Source organism: Pleomorphomonas sp. JP5 (genome assembly GCF_023721815.1).
Taxonomy (GTDB): Bacteria; Pseudomonadota; Alphaproteobacteria; order Rhizobiales; family Pleomorphomonadaceae; genus Pleomorphomonas.
The window spans coordinates 318,019-335,461 of sequence record NZ_JAMDLI010000001.1 but is presented as its reverse complement, the minus strand read 5'-3'; the positions used below and the strand labels follow the sequence as shown (position 1 = coordinate 335,461).

16 protein-coding genes are annotated in these 17,443 nt (G+C 60.4%); 9 read left to right on the top strand and 7 right to left on the bottom strand.

Annotation, left to right across the window (positions count from 1 at the left end):
• Positions 1-94 precede the first annotated feature (94 nt).
• Complete coding sequence (locus M4J40_RS01615; RefSeq protein WP_311134049.1) at positions 95-1,006, bottom strand: substrate-binding domain-containing protein; 912 nt, start codon at positions 1,004-1,006, stop codon at positions 95-97.
• 262 nt (positions 1,007-1,268) lie between these two features.
• On the opposite strand from M4J40_RS01615, the gene M4J40_RS01610 reads away from it, so the two are divergent.
• Positions 1,269-2,177, top strand: a complete 909-nt coding sequence (locus M4J40_RS01610) for an AraC family transcriptional regulator (RefSeq protein ID WP_251751551.1) — start codon at positions 1,269-1,271, stop codon at positions 2,175-2,177.
• A 7-nt stretch (positions 2,178-2,184) separates the two neighbouring features.
• Here the strand turns inward: M4J40_RS01610 and M4J40_RS01605 are convergent, their stop codons facing one another.
• Positions 2,185-3,744, bottom strand: a complete 1,560-nt coding sequence (locus M4J40_RS01605; RefSeq protein ID WP_251751550.1) for an FGGY-family carbohydrate kinase — start codon at positions 3,742-3,744, stop codon at positions 2,185-2,187.
• 338 nt (positions 3,745-4,082) lie between these two features.
• Between M4J40_RS01605 and M4J40_RS01600 the strand changes: the two genes are divergently transcribed.
• The 6 genes from M4J40_RS01600 to M4J40_RS01575 all read left to right on the top strand — a co-directional run bounded on the left by M4J40_RS01600 (position 4,083) and on the right by M4J40_RS01575 (position 9,077).
• The gene (locus tag M4J40_RS01600) at positions 4,083-4,529 is read left to right on the top strand and encodes a helix-turn-helix domain-containing protein (RefSeq protein ID WP_251751549.1); all 447 of its coding nucleotides are present in this window, start codon (positions 4,083-4,085) and stop codon (positions 4,527-4,529) included.
• A gap of 39 nt (positions 4,530-4,568) precedes the next feature.
• Complete coding sequence (locus tag M4J40_RS01595) at positions 4,569-6,539, top strand: BTAD domain-containing putative transcriptional regulator (protein WP_251751548.1); 1,971 nt, start codon at positions 4,569-4,571, stop codon at positions 6,537-6,539.
• A 26-nt stretch (positions 6,540-6,565) separates the two neighbouring features.
• Positions 6,566-6,826: a hypothetical protein gene (locus M4J40_RS01590; protein ID WP_251751546.1), complete on the top strand. Its 261-nt coding sequence runs from the start codon at positions 6,566-6,568 to the stop codon at positions 6,824-6,826.
• 55 nt (positions 6,827-6,881) lie between these two features.
• On the top strand, positions 6,882-8,045 hold the full coding sequence (locus M4J40_RS01585; RefSeq protein WP_257235034.1) for a YcaO-like family protein: 1,164 nt from the start codon (positions 6,882-6,884) through the stop codon (positions 8,043-8,045).
• The gene (locus M4J40_RS01580; RefSeq protein WP_251751542.1) at positions 8,042-8,752 is read left to right on the top strand and encodes a TfuA-like protein; all 711 of its coding nucleotides are present in this window, start codon (positions 8,042-8,044) and stop codon (positions 8,750-8,752) included. Before M4J40_RS01585 ends, M4J40_RS01580 begins: the two co-directional genes overlap by 4 nt.
• Before the next feature lie 94 nt (positions 8,753-8,846).
• Positions 8,847-9,077, top strand: a complete 231-nt coding sequence (locus M4J40_RS01575) for a hypothetical protein (protein ID WP_251751540.1) — start codon at positions 8,847-8,849, stop codon at positions 9,075-9,077.
• A 156-nt stretch (positions 9,078-9,233) separates the two neighbouring features.
• On the opposite strand, the gene M4J40_RS01570 is transcribed toward M4J40_RS01575, so the two are convergent.
• The 5 genes from M4J40_RS01570 to M4J40_RS01550 form a co-directional block, all read right to left on the bottom strand.
• Positions 9,234-10,316, bottom strand: coding sequence for an ABC transporter ATP-binding protein (locus M4J40_RS01570; RefSeq protein ID WP_251751539.1), 1,083 nt, complete (start codon positions 10,314-10,316; stop codon positions 9,234-9,236).
• 10 nt (positions 10,317-10,326) lie between these two features.
• A complete protein-coding gene (locus tag M4J40_RS01565; RefSeq protein WP_251751538.1) occupies positions 10,327-11,841 on the bottom strand; it encodes a DUF5060 domain-containing protein in 1,515 nt (504 codons plus the stop codon).
• 22 nt (positions 11,842-11,863) lie between these two features.
• Complete coding sequence (locus M4J40_RS01560; protein WP_251751537.1) at positions 11,864-12,736, bottom strand: carbohydrate ABC transporter permease; 873 nt, start codon at positions 12,734-12,736, stop codon at positions 11,864-11,866.
• Positions 12,733-13,632 carry a carbohydrate ABC transporter permease gene (locus tag M4J40_RS01555; RefSeq protein ID WP_251751536.1) on the bottom strand — a complete coding sequence of 300 codons (900 nt, stop codon included), beginning with the start codon at positions 13,630-13,632 and terminating at the stop codon, positions 12,733-12,735. The genes M4J40_RS01560 and M4J40_RS01555 overlap by 4 nt, the downstream gene beginning before the upstream one ends.
• Before the next feature lie 85 nt (positions 13,633-13,717).
• Positions 13,718-14,962: an ABC transporter substrate-binding protein gene (locus tag M4J40_RS01550; RefSeq protein ID WP_251751535.1), complete on the bottom strand. Its 1,245-nt coding sequence runs from the start codon at positions 14,960-14,962 to the stop codon at positions 13,718-13,720.
• Positions 14,963-15,268: 306 nt separating this feature from the next.
• On the opposite strand from M4J40_RS01550, the gene M4J40_RS01545 reads away from it, so the two are divergent.
• The gene (locus M4J40_RS01545) at positions 15,269-16,456 is read left to right on the top strand and encodes an ROK family transcriptional regulator (protein ID WP_251751646.1); all 1,188 of its coding nucleotides are present in this window, start codon (positions 15,269-15,271) and stop codon (positions 16,454-16,456) included.
• A gap of 137 nt (positions 16,457-16,593) precedes the next feature.
• A complete protein-coding gene (gene pdxY, locus M4J40_RS01540; RefSeq protein ID WP_251751534.1) occupies positions 16,594-17,442 on the top strand; it encodes a pyridoxal kinase PdxY in 849 nt (282 codons plus the stop codon).
• Position 17,443: the final 1 nt, after the last annotated feature.

The window sequence follows — 17,443 nt, the reverse complement described above, 5'->3', positions numbered from 1 at the left end:
CGGAACGCGCCGTCCGGGACGGCGGTGCTGATCGAACTGTCCGGAAAGCGAGTTCGCCGCGGGAAGGGGCTTAAGTCTCCCCGCGGCGGATCGATTACCAGGCGAAGGTTTCCGCGTTGGACTTGTCGACGAGCTCGACGTCGATCGGGATCACGGCCGGAACATGGGCGCCCATGTACTTGGCAAGAGCGATCGCGAGGCCAATGCGCATCTGGTCGCGCGGGAACTGGGCGGCCGTCGCCTTGAAGGCAGTACCGGCGGCGATCGCCTTGACCGCTTCCGGAGCGCCGTCGACCGAGGTCAGCACCACGTCCTTGCCCGAGCCCTCGATGGCGGCGAGAACGCCCATGGCGCCACCGTCATTGACCGAGAAGATGCCCTTCAGATCCGGATGCGACTGCATCATGTTCTCGGCGACGCCGACGGAGATGTCGCGCTCCTGGCGGCCGTTCTGGATGTCGACCAACTTGACGTCCGGTGCCTTGGCGAGGGCGTCCTTGCAGCCGCGCACACGCTCGAGAATCGGAACCACGGCGATGCCGTCGAGAATGGCGACTTCGCCCTTGCCGCCGATCTCCTTGACCATCGCATCGCAAGCAAGCACGCCAGCGTCGTAGTTCTTGGAGCCGACGAAGGCATCGACGCCGGCAGCCTGCGCGTCAACGGACACCACCGTCACGCCCTTGGCCTTGGCGGCTTCGACGGCGCTGCGCACGCCCTCGGAGTCGGTCGGATTCACCACCAGGATGTTCACGCCCTTGGCGACCATATCCTCGATGTCGCTGAGCTGCTTGGAAACGTCATGGCGGGCGTCGGCGACGTAAACTTCAGTATTATCGCCGAGCAGTTTGGCGAATGCCGTGACTTCCTCGTTCATGACGATGAAGTAAGGGTTATTCATTTCCTGAAAGGAAACACCAATCTTGGGAGCGTCCTTGGCGAGAGCTGCGCCTGCCGACAGAACAAGCGTCGCCGAAGCGGCGAGAAGCGCCGCTTTTGCATTGATATTCATAACGTCTCCTCCGTAATTATTGCCTTTCGGCGGATTCGTTCTAGCCGACTGACGCGGGAGCCCCTAGACGATTTTCCTGATTTGTCTTGTACTTTTTCTACTCAACCATTGAGTCATCTAGGGAAATAGGCCTGCCGCTTGGCCTTTAGTCTGAGTAGATCGGGTGGGTTTGCCTCCGACTTGACAGACGTGCCACCAGCTTCCGATCATCGGAGGAAGGCGAGCTGTCGCAGACTGGACGGATGAAGGATCGACCATGCCGGAAATGAAGCCGTCGCTCGTCGTGAACGACAACAACCTCGGAAACTCCTTTCGCTTCGAACGCTGCGGATGGCCGAACGACAGCGACAAGTGGCACTTCCATCCCGAATACGAACTGCATCAGATCGTCAGGACCAGCGGCAAGCTGTTCATAGGCGACAACGTGCTGAACTTCCGGCCCGGCAGCCTGTTCCTGATCGGCCCGTACACGCCGCACAACTTCGTCAGTGATGCCCGCAGCGGAACCATGGTTCCCGAACGCGACCTAATCTTGCAGTTCCGAAAGGAGTGGATCGAGGCGAGCGCCAACGTGCTGACAGAGCTACGCTTGCTCCGTCCCGCCTTCGACGAGGCGGTGTTCGGCGTCGAATACGGCGGCGAGACGCAGCGGATAGTCTACGGCCTGATGAACACGATCGACACGCAGGAGCCGCTGGAGCGACTGATCTCGTTCATGCGCATCATCGACCAGTTGAAACAATGCCGCCGCAAGACGGTGCTGGGAACGTCACGCTATTTCATCGACATGCGTACCGCGTCTCTCAGGCGGTTCAACAAGGTGGTCGACTATATTCGCGAGCACATTGACGAAGACGTCTCGATGGAGGAAGCGGCCCAACTTGTCGGCATGAGCTACAAGATGTTCTCTCGCTGGTTCATCGAATGCACCGGCATCGGGTTTCGTCGCTACGTTATCAAGACGCGGATCAACAAATCCTGCGAGTATCTGTTCTCGACGTCTCGCTCGATCCAGGAGATCTGCTACCTCGTGGGCTTCAACAACGTGTCCAACTACAATCGCTTGTTTCGGCAGGTCATCGGCGTCACGCCCAGCGAGTTCCGCCACAAGTCGCAGGAGGCGCAGGAATACGAGTTCCCGCTTGAGGGCTTTGCCGCCGCCTGAGGCGACGTCACGTCTCCGTTGCCATCGGGAAGTAGGACCTCATGTGCTCGTAGAGCCGCTTGAAGTTCTCGAAACTACGTTCGTAGACGGCATTCGCATCCGCATCGGGCGTCAGGACCCTTGCGGGTTGGACGCTCAGCCAGTCCGCCATTTGCTGACGATCTATCATCCCGATCCCGTAAGCGGCGATTACCGCCGCGCCATAGGCGGCCTTGCCGCTGTTGGGCAGGACCCGCACCGGCCTGCCGGTGACATTGGTGATGATCTCCACCCACAAGTCGGACTTCGAGACGTCGCCGACGACGGTCAACTGATCCTCCAGACCGCTGAAGGCAGCGCTGCCATATTCGATATTGTTCTTGAGCGCATAGGCGACGCTTTCCAGCATGGCCCGGTAAAGGTGGGACTTGGTGTGGTTGAGCGTCAGCCCGGTGATGGTGCCACGCGCATCGACGTCCCAGATCGGGCTTCGCTCGCCCATGAAATAGGGAAGCACCATCAGGCCATTGGAACCCGGCTGAATGGTCGAGGCATGTTCGTCGAGAAGATCGAAAGCCGATATGCGCCGCTTGCCGCCGCTGGTCAGAGATTCGACCAGCCGCTCATTGTCGGCGAAGTTGTCGCGGAACCATTGGACGACCGAACCCGATGTCGCCGACCCGCCGTAGGAATAGGTGAGCGTCTCGCTGTCGATCACGTAGGGCATCGAGACGAGGCCGGGGAAACGGTCGGCACTCGAGTGTATGAAGCCCCAACAGGTGGACGAACTCAACATGGCCGCGTGCTGCCCCTCATGCACGACACCGGCTCGGAGCGTCGCAACCGCGGCGTCGACGCCACCGGCGCAAACCGGCATCCCCTCCATCAAGCCCAGCATGCGAGCGCCGGCCTTGTGCAGCCGCCCGACGATCTCTTGCGATCCGACGAGCCGTTCCGGAAAGAAATAGGGAGGGATGTCCAGAATATCCGCCATTTCCTCGGACCAGGCCCGTTTGCCGAGATCATAGACGCCGCCAATATTGCACGCCTGCGAGTGGTCGATGGCGATTTCACCGGTCAGGCGGTAAATGATGTCGGCATTTGGCGGCAGGAAATAGTTGATGTGCGACCAGACTTCCGGCTCGTGGTTCTTGATCCAGAGGATCTTGGTAAAGCCGAAATAGGAATCGGCGCCATTGCCGGTGATGGAGTAGAGATCCTCCTCGCTGATCATCTGGCGGACCCGCTCGCTCTCGATCTTGGCGCGGCGGTCGAGCCAGAGCAGGCAAGGACGGATCGGCTGCATGCCGACGTCGACCGGTATGCCGGTGCCGCCACCGATCGCCGATACCGCCATGCCCCTCACGTTCTGCGCGGTGACGCCCGAGCGCAGGAGAGTCTCCCGCACGACCTCCGTGAAGGCATGAAGCCAGACTTCCGAGGATTGCTCGGCCCACAGGCTGTGAAGACTGACAAAGCCGTACTCCGCTCGGCCTTGGCCAAGAATACGACCGTCCCGATCGACGAGGACCGCCTTCACCGACGACGTGCCCAGGTCCACGCCCAAAACGCAATCGGCCCCGGTCATTTCGTACCAGGCCTCCCTTTTGTTTCATCCCTTTGGCGGCGGGATTCTTGTGCCCACCTGCTCAAGTCCAGTCATAGTAGTCCATTCCTCGTCACAGGGGCAATGAAGGGATTCAAACAATTGGCCGATTGAGAAGGCTAAATTTGCTTCCTTGTTTCTTTTTCTGCCTCGGTACAAATCGCAAGCAGGCCTCGACATTGAGTATCAAAGCGCCCTCGCTACTTTATTTTGTATGCATCATGAAATACACTAATTCGTGGTGTGGCTTTCCCTGCCAGCTTCCCAAGCTCTCTTGATCGCTACGATACCTGACGACCATTGCAAAGCCGGAGACTCCCATGACAGTCAAGTCGCCGAACCCGATCGACATCCACGTTGGTGCCCGCGTCAGAATGCGCCGGTTTCTCGTTGGAATGAGTCAGGGCAGGCTGGCGGAGCAGTTGGGGGTCACGTTTCAGCAGGTACAGAAATACGAGAAGGGGACGAGCCGGATCAGTGCATCTCGTCTCCAGACGATCGCCAACGTCTTCGAGGTCCCGATCAGCTTTTTCTTCGAAGACATGGCCGACTACCCCGAGCTCGAGAGCGACCCGCTGTCGGATGCTGCGGAGACTTCGTTGCTGACACGGGATGGCGTAGCTCTCAATAAGGCGTTTGTTCGCATCAGGAGTGCAAAAGTCAGGCGCTCGATCGTCGATCTCGTAAAGTTGCTCGCCGACGACTGCAACGAGTCGCTCACGAGTCACGCCACCGAAGCGGATGCCGGCAGACTTCGCTCTCATTGAGCCTCTGGTCGCTTTCATACCAAGGAGGGGAGGGACCGCGTGCCCTTCGGACTGAAGACCTTCGGCGATATGCGATTGATCGGTCCCGACGGGCAGCCCGCCGGATTTCCCGACAAGGGTCTCACTGCAATCGTATTCATGGGATTCCGGCCGTCCGGCCGGGTTTCCCGTGCCGAGCTGGCGTCTTTCCTTTGGGGAGAAGACGAGGATGGTGGCGCAAAGGCGTTGGGCAATCTCCGCCAGCTCCTGTCACGGGTCAGAACGCGCCAACGCGAGCTGGGCGCAACGTTTCTTGACATAGAATCGACCGATATCACTCTCAACCGAAGTGACATCCGGTTCGATTTCGAGGAGATGCAGACAAGGAGTCTCCTGGATCCTGTCGCGCGCCTCGACTTGTTCCTGCGGAGCATGACGGGCCAGTTTCTCGCCGATCTCGACATTCCCTCGGAGGCCGGCCAACTCTGGCTGCTCGAGCGGCGAGACTTCTGGCTGGGCGAGTTCGCCTCAGCCTTGGAAGACGCCGCGGCCATGCTGTCGCGACAGAACGGGGCGTCGATCAAGGCGGCCGCCGCTCGGCTGATCGAACTCGACCCCTACAGCGATGTCGCCCATCAGGTGCTGATGCGGGTTTACGCCAAGGACCGGAGGCTGTCGCAGGCGCGCCTCATATACGATCGCTATCGCCAGCAACTCTGGTCCGAGCTCAACACCCAGCCATCGGAGGATATGCTTCGTTTCGCCCGCCTGCTCTTCAATGACGAGGAAAAAAGGGTTGCTGCCGTCGCCGCGACGCCGACGCCGGAACGGGAGGAACCTCGCCCACAGGAATCGGCGGCGTCGTCACGGCCACGCCTGCCGCGCCTCTTGCTATTGCCCCCCAGGAGGCCCGACGAGCAGCACAACTGGGCGCTCATGTCCGGCCTGATCGAAGACGTCACTATCGGTCTTTGCCGCATCCGCACGATGGCGATTGTAGCTCCCTACACCGCAAGGCGGATTGCCACCATGGCGACGGAGGAGATCGACCTTCTGAAACAGTATGATGTCTCCTACGTTCTGGAGACGCGCCTTCAGGAGCGGAATGGCAAGGCGGCACTCTATGCAACTCTCGTCCATGTCGAAGGCGACGAGGTTCTCTGGTCGGAGAAATTTCGCGGCCATCCGGACGACCTCCCGGATACTTACGGAGAACTCGTCGCCCGCATCGTGCTCGAGACCGCCGGTTCGATCGAAAGGAAGGAACTGTCCAAGATCCACACAGTGTCGAGACCAACGGCCTATCAGAACTATCTACTTGGCCAGCATAGCCTTTCCGTTGCCGATCTACCCGGCATTCGTCGCGCCAGGAAGTTCTTCCGGGCTGCCCTTCTCGACGCTTCGGAATACGCTTCGGCCATCGCAGGACTGGCGCGAACCGAGCATCTCGAGTGGCTCCTGACGGCCAGAGGCGACAGAGACCTGCTTCAGTCTGCGGAAGCTCACGCACGGGACGCGATAAGGATCGGCGCGGATGATGCCGGCGGCTATCATCAGCTCGGTGTCGCCAAACTCTATCAGGGGCAGTTCTTCGAAAGCATGGAAGCTTTCATGGAGGCGGAAAGTCGCGCTCCATCGCATGCCGATCTGATAGCCGACCATGCCGACACTCTCGTTCACGCAGCGGATCCGATCCTCGCTCTCGACAAGATCAGGCGTGCGATCGAGCTCAACCCCCTGTGTCCCGACCTTTATTGGTGGACGGCGGCCGGCGCGAACTTCTTTCTGGAGGAGTTTGGCGAGGCGATCGCCTGCATCGGCCGCATGGCCGATCAAGCCAAGGCGGGAAGGCTGGCGGCGGCTGCCTACGCGATGCTCGGCGATCAACGCAACGCCAGAAGGGAGATGCGCCGTACTCTGGCAATTTATCCCGACTTTACGGTCGACGATTGGCTGATGAAAGTGCCCATCCGCGAGAAATGGAAGATGGACATGTTTCGAGACGGCCTGCGCAGATCGGGCTTCAGGTGATGCCCGTACTATGAGGAGAGACGAACATGGCTAAGTTGGCAGTTATTGGTGTATCCGGCGAGTCCGGATATTGGCTTGTCGATTTCGAGAACGGAACGGTATCCGCCCTTCCTGATACGGCCAAGGAACCGTTCGACTTCTCCAAGACCGCTCGCGACAAGGGCGCGAAGCTCGTCGCCGGCGTCGATCTCGCCGTGGCGCTCGACAGCGGGGACGAGGCTTTCACCGGCAACGGCGAAGCTTTCTCCGGTCGTCTCAGCGCCTATTCGGGCCGTCTCAACGGTTAATTGCACCTGCGGTCCGACGTAAGTGACATCCAACGGACACAACTACTCGGACCGCATGTGCCGTCCGGAAGAAACGTTGGCGCGCGTGATGCCAGCCCTCGCGGAGCACGGCATCACGCGTATCGCCAAGGTAACAGGCCTGGATCGCATAGGCATTCCGGTCTGGAATGCCATGCGCCCAAATGCTCGCGCGCTCTCGGTTCATCAAGGCAAGGGCATATCCGACGTCGACGCCAAAGCTTCGGCCGTCATGGAAGCGCTTGAGCGAGCGTGCGCGGAGCGCCCGAGCCTGCCGGTTCGGTTCGCGTCAGCGGAAGAGCTTTCGCAGGCAGGCGAGCGTTGTGATCCGCTCGACGACCTCATCGCGGCCGGTCACCAGCCGATGGATCGCATCTGCCGGTTGGGTTGGGTCGTGGGACGAGACCTGATGGACGGCGGCACCGTCTGGGTTCCCTTCGAAGCGGTCCAGCTCAATTTCACCCGCCCATCCCACTTCTGGCAATCGTCGGACGGAGTTGCCTCCGGCAATACCGAGAGGGAGGCGATCTTCCATGGCCTTCTCGAACGCATCGAGCGAGACGCCGACACCCTATGGTCTCTGGGCCGCATGGAGCAGCAAGCTGAGACCTGTTTCTCCTGCGCCGATCTTGGAGACCCCGTTGCAAGCGAGTTGGCGGATCGGATCGAACGGGCGGGTTTCCGCCTGCAGCTCTTCGACATGACGAGCGATTTGGGCGTGCCGACCATCTCCGCCCTCATGTCTCCGGCCGAGGCATCGAAACGTCGTTCCCTTCGCTATATGGACGTAACGATGGGAAGCGGGACCCATCCGGTCGCCTATCGCGCCGCGCTCCGCGCCATGACCGAAGCGGTCCAGTCGCGGCTGACCCTGATCACCGGAACGCGAGATGACGTCGAGGACGGCGTCTATGAAGGAAACGCGTCCGAGTTTCTTCGGCACAAGTTGAACTTGAGCCCCCAAAGCTCGGCCCCCGAAGACTTGAGCTCTCCTGGCGACGGGGTGGAGGCTATGCTGTCACGCGTGCTGAGCAGGCTTAGGGAACGGCGGATCGGCCACGTCATCGCGGTTCGGATGAATCCCCACGAGGATCGGTTCGCGGTGGTGAAGATGATCGTACCGGGGCTGGAGCACCCCGAGGGCCGACGGCAACGCCGGTTTGGGGCTAGGGCGCTCTCACGTCTTCTGGTGTTCCGATGAAACTGATATTTGCCGGTCCTTCGCTTCAAGGGATGAATGCGCAGATCGCGCCCGACATCGAACTGCGTCCGCCAGCGGCAAAGGGCGACATCCGTCGGGCGGTAGAGGAGGGCGCCAACGTCATCGGTCTTGTTGACGGCTACTTTGAGACAACGGCGGCCGTCTGGCACAAGGAAATCCTTCACGGCCTGTCCGTCGGCGTACGCATGTTCGGCGCGGCGAGCATAGGAGCGCTGCGGGCCGCCGAATGCGCCGCTTTCGGGATGAAGGGCATAGGGGCCATCTATGAAGCCTACTCCAACGGCGGCGTGGAAGACGACGCCGAAGTTGCTCTCTTGCATGCACCAAGAGAGCTTGACTATGCGCCGTTATCGGAACCCTTGGTCAACGTGAGAGCCACGATCGATCGCTTGCATCACGCCGGCCTCGTCGATGATCGCCAGACCCACGCCCTGATCGAAGCGGCCTCGTCGATCTTCTACAAGGAGCGCACGTGGAAGACGATCCTCGCGGGGGCATCGCTTTCTCCGGACGATCGCTCGCGTATTGGTGAGTTGGTACAGGCGTTTCGTGTCGACCAGAAAGCTCTCGACGCGGCGGCGCTCGTGAGGGCGGTGGAACTGGCGGATGACCAGCGTGCAGTTCAGGCGCCGGGATGGGACTTCTCGCATACGTCCTATTTCGACATGCTTGCTACCCAGAGGTAGGCCCCGTGTTTCTCATCTGTAACGGCGCTGTCACGGCTGGCTTGGTTATGTCCGTTCCGTTGTCGCAGTCTTGCGGGCATGGAAGGGGATCGAGATGCTGGATAGAACCACCGACAAGGCCGTCCTGGCCGATACAGAAGAGTTTGCCGCCCTTGCGCGCCTTATCATTTACGCTCGCCAGACGTCCAAGACCCTGAACGCCGAGTTCACCTCCTATTGTCTCGACCTCGCACTTGCCGCGGTCATCGACGAGATGGAGAAAGCCGGTCTCGACACATCCATCATGGCCCCGAATGCAGAGTCAGTGATCGGCGATCTGCACTGATAGTCTTTCAGACAGACGCGGGCGGTCGCCCGTGACATTCATCGCATCAGTTCGACGTTCGGGCCAAAGTCTGTTGGTTCGCTTCAGGGCGCTGGAAACGTAGGTTTCCGGCGCCTTGGCTTTTGATCGGATGCGCACTTGTCGATCGAGGACGCCTCAGCAAGAACTTGCCTCGACGCCGAGCCGTTTCCCGCTCTCGGCATCGAAGAGATGAGCCTGTCCCTCCTCGAAGGCGATCGGAAGCGTGTCCCCCACCGATATGGGCATACGGCGACGGATCAGCGCAACCAGCTTCTCGCCATAAGCGTCGACAACGACATGCGTTTCCGAACCGGTCGGCTCGACGACCTCGACGCGGGCTTGGAGGTCGCCACCATCGGCGACCTGTATGTGTTCCGGCCGAATACCAAACTCAACCTCGTGTCCGACCAACTCCGAGGGATAGGCCCCGATAACCATGACGGCGCCAGAGGCGACCTTCAAACCGGCCTGTCCCGGTAGAAGCGTGCCGCGAACGAAGTTCATGGCCGGCGATCCGATGAACCCGGCAACGAAGCGGTTGATCGGGCGGTCGTAGAGTTCGAGCGGTGTACCGATCTGTTCGACGCGACCGGCGTTCAGCACCACGATCTTGTCTGCCATGGTCATGGCCTCGATCTGATCGTGCGTGACGTAGACGACGGTCGTTCCGAGCCGCTGGTGCAGGCTCTTGATCTCGGCCCGCATGGCAACGCGCAGCTTGGCGTCGAGGTTGCTAAGCGGCTCGTCGAACAGGAAGACCTTGGGATTGCGGACGATAGCGCGCCCCATGGCGACGCGCTGGCGCTGGCCACCGGACAACTGCGCGGGCTTGCGGTCGAGCAAGGGCTCCAGGCCCAGGATGGCGGCGGCGGCATCCACTTTCTGCTTGATCGTCGCCTTGTCGACCTTGGCGAGCTCCAGAGCAAAGCTCATGTTCTGGGCGACCGTCATCTGCGGGTAAAGGGCATAATTCTGGAACACCATGGCGATGTCCCTGTCCTTTGGCTCCAGTTGGTTCACCACCTTGCCTTCGATGGAGATGGTGCCGGCGGAGATGACCTCCAAGCCGGCGATCATCCGCAGGAGCGTTGATTTGCCGCATCCCGACGGCCCAACGAGCACAACGAATTCGCCATGCAGGATGTCGATGTCGACGCCATGGATGACGGAGACGGCGCCGTAGTTCTTGCGAACATTGCTGATCGTTACGCTGGCCATTGCCTTCTCCTCAACGGCGGCGACGAACGCGGATGGCGAGATGCGGCTTGCCGGGCAACTCGACGGCAAAAACCGCGTCTGGCCGCCTCGACCGCGTCTGCGCACCATGCCGGGTCGGATGGTTGGCCGGCGCATCGACGATCTTCGCCGGGCTGACCGTCATGTTCCAGGTATCGATGACATCCACATCGTAGTCGCCCGGCTCGGTGGGCAGGCCCGGAGCCCAGATCACCGGCTGATGCTCGCCAAGATAGATGTAGACGACGTCGCCGTCGCTGGCGCCGGAGACGCGGCTCCACGGCCAGTTGTCGGAGGAGGCCAGGGGCGTAAGGCCCTTCTTGACGTCCTGTTCGAGGAGATCGCGCAAGAAACCGATCCGCTTCCAGGCCTCGCCGCGCAACTTGCCCCCCTTCGCCCACCACAGGATGTCCTCGGGGTGCATGAAGGTCTCGCCATGACCGGCATATCCGCCGCGCAGCAACGTGATCCAGTAGCGATGGACCAACTCCTCGGCCGAGATGTTGCCCCAACACAAGAGGATGTTGCCTTCGTACTCGGGCTCGTCATTGACCACAGGCTTGCCATAGGCGTCGCGCCATTCCTGGGTATGCTTGACGTCCCAGTTTTGGATGCAGACGTGGCTGACCCACGGTTTGCGGTGGTCGTAGTTGGCCTTGACGTCTCCGTTGTGGATCGACTTGAGATGCCGGTAAGGATCGTTCTCCTCGATGATCTGGAAATAGCGATCCCACTGCGACATCGGCTTGGAGTTGAGCAGGAAGTCGTACTCGTTGGCGAGCGACCACCAGACATTTCTGAATGCGGCGAGGCGCGCCGTGAGATATGCGACGAAACGGTAGTCCTGTTCCGCCGACATCTCGCAATAACCCCAGCGATCGTAGGGGTGGAAGATGATGATGTCGGCCTCGATACCGAGATCGCGAAGCGCCGCCACCTGCGTTTCGAAGTGACGGAAGGCCAGCGGGTTCGGACGGTCGAAGTCGAGCTCTCCTTCGTCGTCACGCTCGAAGATATCGAACAGAGGTTCGTTGACGTTGAACGGGTAGTCCTTCGGGAAGACCGCCATGCGCATCTTGTTGAAGCGCGCCTCGGCCAGCGTTTTCAGCGTTTCAGCCTGCAACTCGAGCGGCTGATGCGTCCAGGCGTAGCTCGTGGTGCCGAAGGGAAGATAGGGCGTGCCGTCGGCATAGGCGAAATGGAACTGGTTGGCGACGTGGACCGGGCCGTGGCAGCCCGGCGCCGGCATTTCAACGCTGACGGCACCACTCTGTCCATCCAGTTCGGCAACGTTGGAAATGGTGGCGAAGGTCCATTCGCCCTCGTTGTCGGGCATGAAGCGAACCTTGTAAGTCCCCTCTCCGTCGTAGAAGCCGGGCACGCGGATAACGCGGCTGTTTTGCTTGAAAAACGCTTCGAAACTAACGTCGAGATAGGGGTTTCCGGCAACCGGGCCGCGAAAGGCAGCCTCAAAAATACCCCACTTGGATACGCTCTGCTTGGACATGTTCTGATTATCCCGTTGAGTTTCAGCCTTTGACGGCGCCGGACGTCAGGCCGGACACGAAATAGCGCTGGAAGATCAGGTAGACGATTGTGGCGGGCAGTACGGTCATGACGATCGCCGCGTTGAGCTGGCCGTAGTCGCGCGAGAACTGTCCCTGGAAGGCGGATAGGCCGAGCGGCAACGTCCACATTTCCCGGTCCTGCAACAGGACCAGCGCCATGGCGAACTCGTTCCAGGTTGCGACGAAGTCGAGGATGAACAGGGCCGCCAGCACCGGCAGCGACACCGGCAGGAAGACGCGCCGGAAGGTCACGAAATGCGAGGCTCCGTCGATGCGCGCCGCTTCGCTCAGTTCATGTGGGATGGCCCGGAAGAAGCCATGCAGTATGAACACCTGATAGGGGATGCCGAACGCAAGGTAAGGCAGGATGACCCCGGGATAGGTGTCGATCAGCCCGAGGCCGTTCACCAGGGTGAAGATCGGCGCCAGCATCACCTGAAAGGGGATCATCGTTCCGAACAGGATCAGCATCAGAACCAGCTTGCCGAAGCGCATCGGAATCTTGGCCAGCGCATAGGCGGCCATGGCCGACAGGATAAGACCAAGCGGCACCTTGATCGCCGCGATGACGGCCGAGTTGACGAAGGTCGTCTCGAAACGCCCGCGCGCCCAGGCCGAGGCAAAGTTGCCGAATTGGGGATCGACCGGCGGGGAGAAGGCGCTGGTCGTCATCACCTGAGTCGTCGATTTCAGCGAGGTGAAGACGATGAAGACGAAAGGGGCGATCCAGATCACCGCTACGACGAAGAGCGATATCCACAAGCCGACCAGCACCCAGTCACGCGGAGGCTTGATGACGGTCTCGTCGGCGAAAGGAGACGGGATGGGCGTCATTCCGAGGCCTCCTCACGCTTCTGCGTCCAGCGCATGTAGGGGATGACGATGGCGAGCGTGACGCCCAAGAGCACGACGGATATGGCGCTGCCGCGGCCGAAGTCGAAAATCTGCATCGACTGGGTAAACGCCCAGAGTGCAAGCACCTGCGTAGATTGGGCGGGGCCGCCGCCGGTAAGGCCGTAGACGATGTCGAATGCCTTGAGCGAAGAGATGATGGCAAGAACGAGCACGATGGTGAGGGTCGTGCGCAAGGCAGGCAGCGTTACGTAGCGGAAGATGGCCCAGCGGCCTGCGCCATCGATACGTGCCGCCTCGACGAGCGACTTGTTGACACTCTGAAGGCCAGCAAGAAACAGCACCATCGAGAAGCCGACTGACTGCCAGACATAGGCGCCGAAGGCCGAATAGAGGGCGATGTCGCGGTTGCCAAGCCAATCCATGATCAAGGACTGGAGACCGAGTGAAGCTAGAATCTGGCCGAAAAGTCCGAAGAAGGGGTCGTACATCCAGCGCCACATTGTCGCGACGGCGATCGGCGCGATGATGACCGGTAGGTAGTAGACGGCACGCAAGGTATTGCGGCCGAAGATCGGCTGATTGAGGCCGAGTGCCAAAGCGAGTCCGATCATCGGCGGAATGGCCACGGACAGCGCGGTCCAAATGACGGTATTCCGGAAGGCTCCCCAGAAGACGGGATCCTTGGTGAAAACGTCGACGTAGTTGGAGGTCCCGACGTAGACCTTGACCGGATCAAGGCCATTCCACTTGAAGAAGCTCAGCCAGATCACGTCGATCATCGGGAAAACGGCAAAGACCACGTAGATGACGAGCGCTGGCCCCAACAGAAGTGCGGCCTGAACGCGAGTGTCGGACCAAATGGCGCGCGAGGCCATAGGGCTCCTCCCAGTGTATTGGGGCGTCGAGAAATGCGGCCGGCAGCGGGAAGGGCAGCCGGCCGCGTCGGGCTTCAGGGGGAGATCAGCCCTTGTTGGCGATGAAGGTCTGCAGAGCTGCAGCGGCGTCGGCGGGAGCCATATTGCCACTGGCCACTTCGTTGATGACGCGGAAATACTCCGTCGTCACGTCGAGTGGGAAGGCCTGGTCGCCATTCATGTAGACCTTGTCGTAGGTGTTGAAGATGTCGAGCCACTTCTTGTCCATCGGCCGGAGGTTGTCATAGACAACGTGTTTGTTGATGGACGATGTGCTAAACTTTCCGAGCACACTTTGTTGTACCTTGGTCGAGTTGAAGTAGTCGAGGAACTTGGCGGCGAGATCCGGATTCTTGCTCTTCGTACTCACATAGTGGTATTCGGCGAAACCGTAGAGACGATTGGTTCCGGTCGGGAACGGGAACAGATCGTAGTCGTCAAGATTTCCGGCCTCAGCGAGCTGTTGCACCAGCCAGTCGCCTTCCAGCATCATCGCGGCACGACCTGCGACAAACAGGTTGAAGGATTGTGCCTGATCGATGCCCATGAACGGCGACAGGATGTAGTTCTTGGCCCACTTGTCCAACTCGACGAACGAATCTGTCGCGCAGGCTTCTTTGGTCCAGTCGACCGCCATGTTCATCAGCGCGTCATGCTTATCGGCGCCGCATTTGGCCTCGAGGATCACGTCCATCAGGCGCATGACGTGCCAGTTGACGGTGCCGCCGAAGGCGATCGCCGGGATGCCGGCCGCCTTGAGCTTTTCGGCGTCCGCGACGAGTTCATCGTAATTGGCAGGTGTGCCGGTAATGCCTGCCTTCTCGAACAGCACCTTGTTGTAATAGAGTGCCTCTCCCTTAAAGGTGAACGGCACGCCATGCCGACCGCCCTCGTAGATGCGGGAGAATGAGGCGGCAGCCGGAACCAGCTCATCGTCCCATTTGTATTCGGCGTAGTACTTGTCGAGAGGCAGGCTGAGGCCCGCCTTTACATATTCTCCACCCAGACCGAGACCGGCCCACATGAAATAAATGTCGGGTCCCTTGTCGGTACCGGCGGCCACACGGATGGCGGTCTTGTGATCGTCGGTGCCACGGGTGACGATGGTGACCTTGACGCCGGGATTGTCCGCCTCGAAGCCGCTGGTGATCTTGCTGAATGCTTCGTTGGACGCTTCGGAACTGAAGTTCAGTGTCCATAGCGTTAATTCCTCAGCCGAAGCCAGGCTGGTTCCCGTCAGCAGCAGTCCTCCGACAAGTGCGGCACGCGCGGCAGCAGATTTCATTGTCATGGCATTCCTCCCAGTCGTTTCTAGCGCGACTGGTTACGGAGTATGGCTCGCGTTCATACTCTGTCAAGGATCATTTTGTCATCTACGACATAATAGACCACGCAAAGACCCGATATTTACGCCGAATTATGAACTAGATGATTGAATTTTCCGGTCAATCAAAGAGAGATAAGATTTATATCGCTTGGCGCGCCCCTATTATGTCATTGACGCAAGAAAGGCGCGACATTACCGTTTTGTCGCGGGGAACGTTAAAGCGTCGGTGAACACTATCCCTTAAGTTCGTCGGAGACAAAATTGGCCAACATGCTCACCAGCGAACTAGAGGGGCTGCTCTACGGCCGCGAGCTGGACTCGCCGGTTGTGAAGGTGGTGAGGGCCCTGAGCGGGCATGGCGCGGTGAGCACATCGCAGATCGCTCGCAATACCGGCCTTGCCCGATCGACCGTCTCCACCATTCTCGCCGACCTGAAACGGTCGAATCTCGTCGTCGAGATGGAAACGCGCAATCCTGGTCCGGGGCGGCCGGCCATCGCCCACTCACTCAATCCGGAAGCCGGGACTTGTGTCGGCGCTTTGTTGGATGTGGACGAGATCCGGGTGATCGTGGCGGATGTGGCGCACAACGTGGTAGCCGACCTGGCGATGCCGGTGGAGCGTGAGTATTCGCCCACGAAAGCCGCTCGCGTCGTCAAGCATGCCGTCGATACGCTCTACAAGGAGCATAGCCTTGCCTACGGTGGCCTGATCGGTATCGGCTTTGCCCTCTCGGCGCCACTGGCGCCCGACGGCCGCATCATGCGCTCCTCGACCCTGCACGGTTGGCAAGGCATCGATTTCCGTGAGGCATTCCAGCCGGTGTTGGAAAAGCCGATTTTCGCCGACAGCGAAAGCAACTGCGCCGCGTTGGCCGAGATGATGTGGGGCGCCGCCACCGGGAGCAGCGACTTTGTCCTGCTGAAGCTGAACCAAACCGTCAGCGGAGCCATCGTCATCGACGGGAAGCCGCTTGTCGGCGCTTCCGGCTCGGCTGGCGAGATGGGCCATATCGTCATCGATCCGCACGGCCCGCTTTGCCGCTGCGGCAACCGGGGATGCCTCGAGCTTTACTGTGGCGCCGGGTTCGTTTCGAGAATGGCAACCGATTGGCTTGGCCGCTCGATGCCCGTGAGCGAGATCGTTTCAAGGGCCATTCAGGGTGAAACCGGCTTCCGGCGTCTTCTTGCCGATGCCGGCGAAGCGGCTGGACGCGGACTCAGCATGGCCGGCGCCATGATCAATCCGCCGCTGTTCATCATTTCGGGGGTCCTGGCCAGTGCCGGCGAACTGTTGCTCGCGCCCTTGCGCGCCAGCTATGAGAAGCACTCCTTCGTCAAGCACGAGGACGTCGACGAGGCTCACTATCCGGTATTCAAGGCCGGCAAGTTTCTTGACAACGACAACTGCCTCGGCGCGGCCGGCCTCGTGCTTCGCCACAGTAGCCGTCTGAAGTGAGTTGTCCGGCGGGAAAGCCACTGCGACCGACTTGCGCGGCTTCGCCTGTTGCCTGAGAGTTGCGAGAGTCGTTTTGCTGCGGGGTAACGCTCGCTCCCGTGGCGCTGGTTCCTGTCGTCTCTCTCGAAGTACACTCCATGAACATCCTGTCCATTCAGTCCCACGTCGCCTATGGCCATGTTGGTAATGCGTCCGCCGCTTTCGTCATGCAGCGCCTCGGACACGAGGTCTGGCCGATCCATACCGTCCAGTTCTCAAACCACACCGGCTACGGTTCTTGGAAAGGTCAGGTGTTCGACAGTTCGCTGATCGACGACTGCGTGGATGGCATTTCCGAGCGGGGCGTGTTGGGCAACTGCGATGGCGTGCTGTCGGGCTATGTCGGCGAGCCGGACATTGGCGCTTCGATCCTCAGGGCCGTGAAGCTGGTAAGAGACGCCAATCCAAAGGCGGCCTACGCTTGCGATCCGGTAATCGGCGATGTCGGGCGAGGCGTTTTCGTGCGCCCCGGCGTACCCGAGTTTTTCCGCGATCAGGCGATGCCGGCAGCCGACCTCGTCACTCCCAATCACTTCGAGCTGGATTTCCTGGTCGGTCGGCCAACGGCCACCATGGACGATGTGAGAAGCTCCATCGCGGACCTGCATGCACTTGGGCCCAAGGTGGTGCTTGTGACCTCGTTGATCGTCGACAGCACGCCGGATGAGGCACTCGACATCGTAGCTTCCGACGGCAGCAACCTGTGGCTTGCTCGTTCGCGGCGACTGCCACTGTCGATCAACGGGGCGGGCGACGCCATAGCCGCTCTGTTCTACATACACTGGCTGACGACGCGCTCCGTCCCGGAGGCACTGTCGCGCTCGGTATCCTCGGTGTTCGGCCTGCTCGACAAAACCGTTGAAGCCGGAAGCCGGGAAATCGTGATGATCGCGGCCCAGGACGAGATCGTTCAGCCCTCGACCGTCATCGCCGCCATTCCGATCTGAC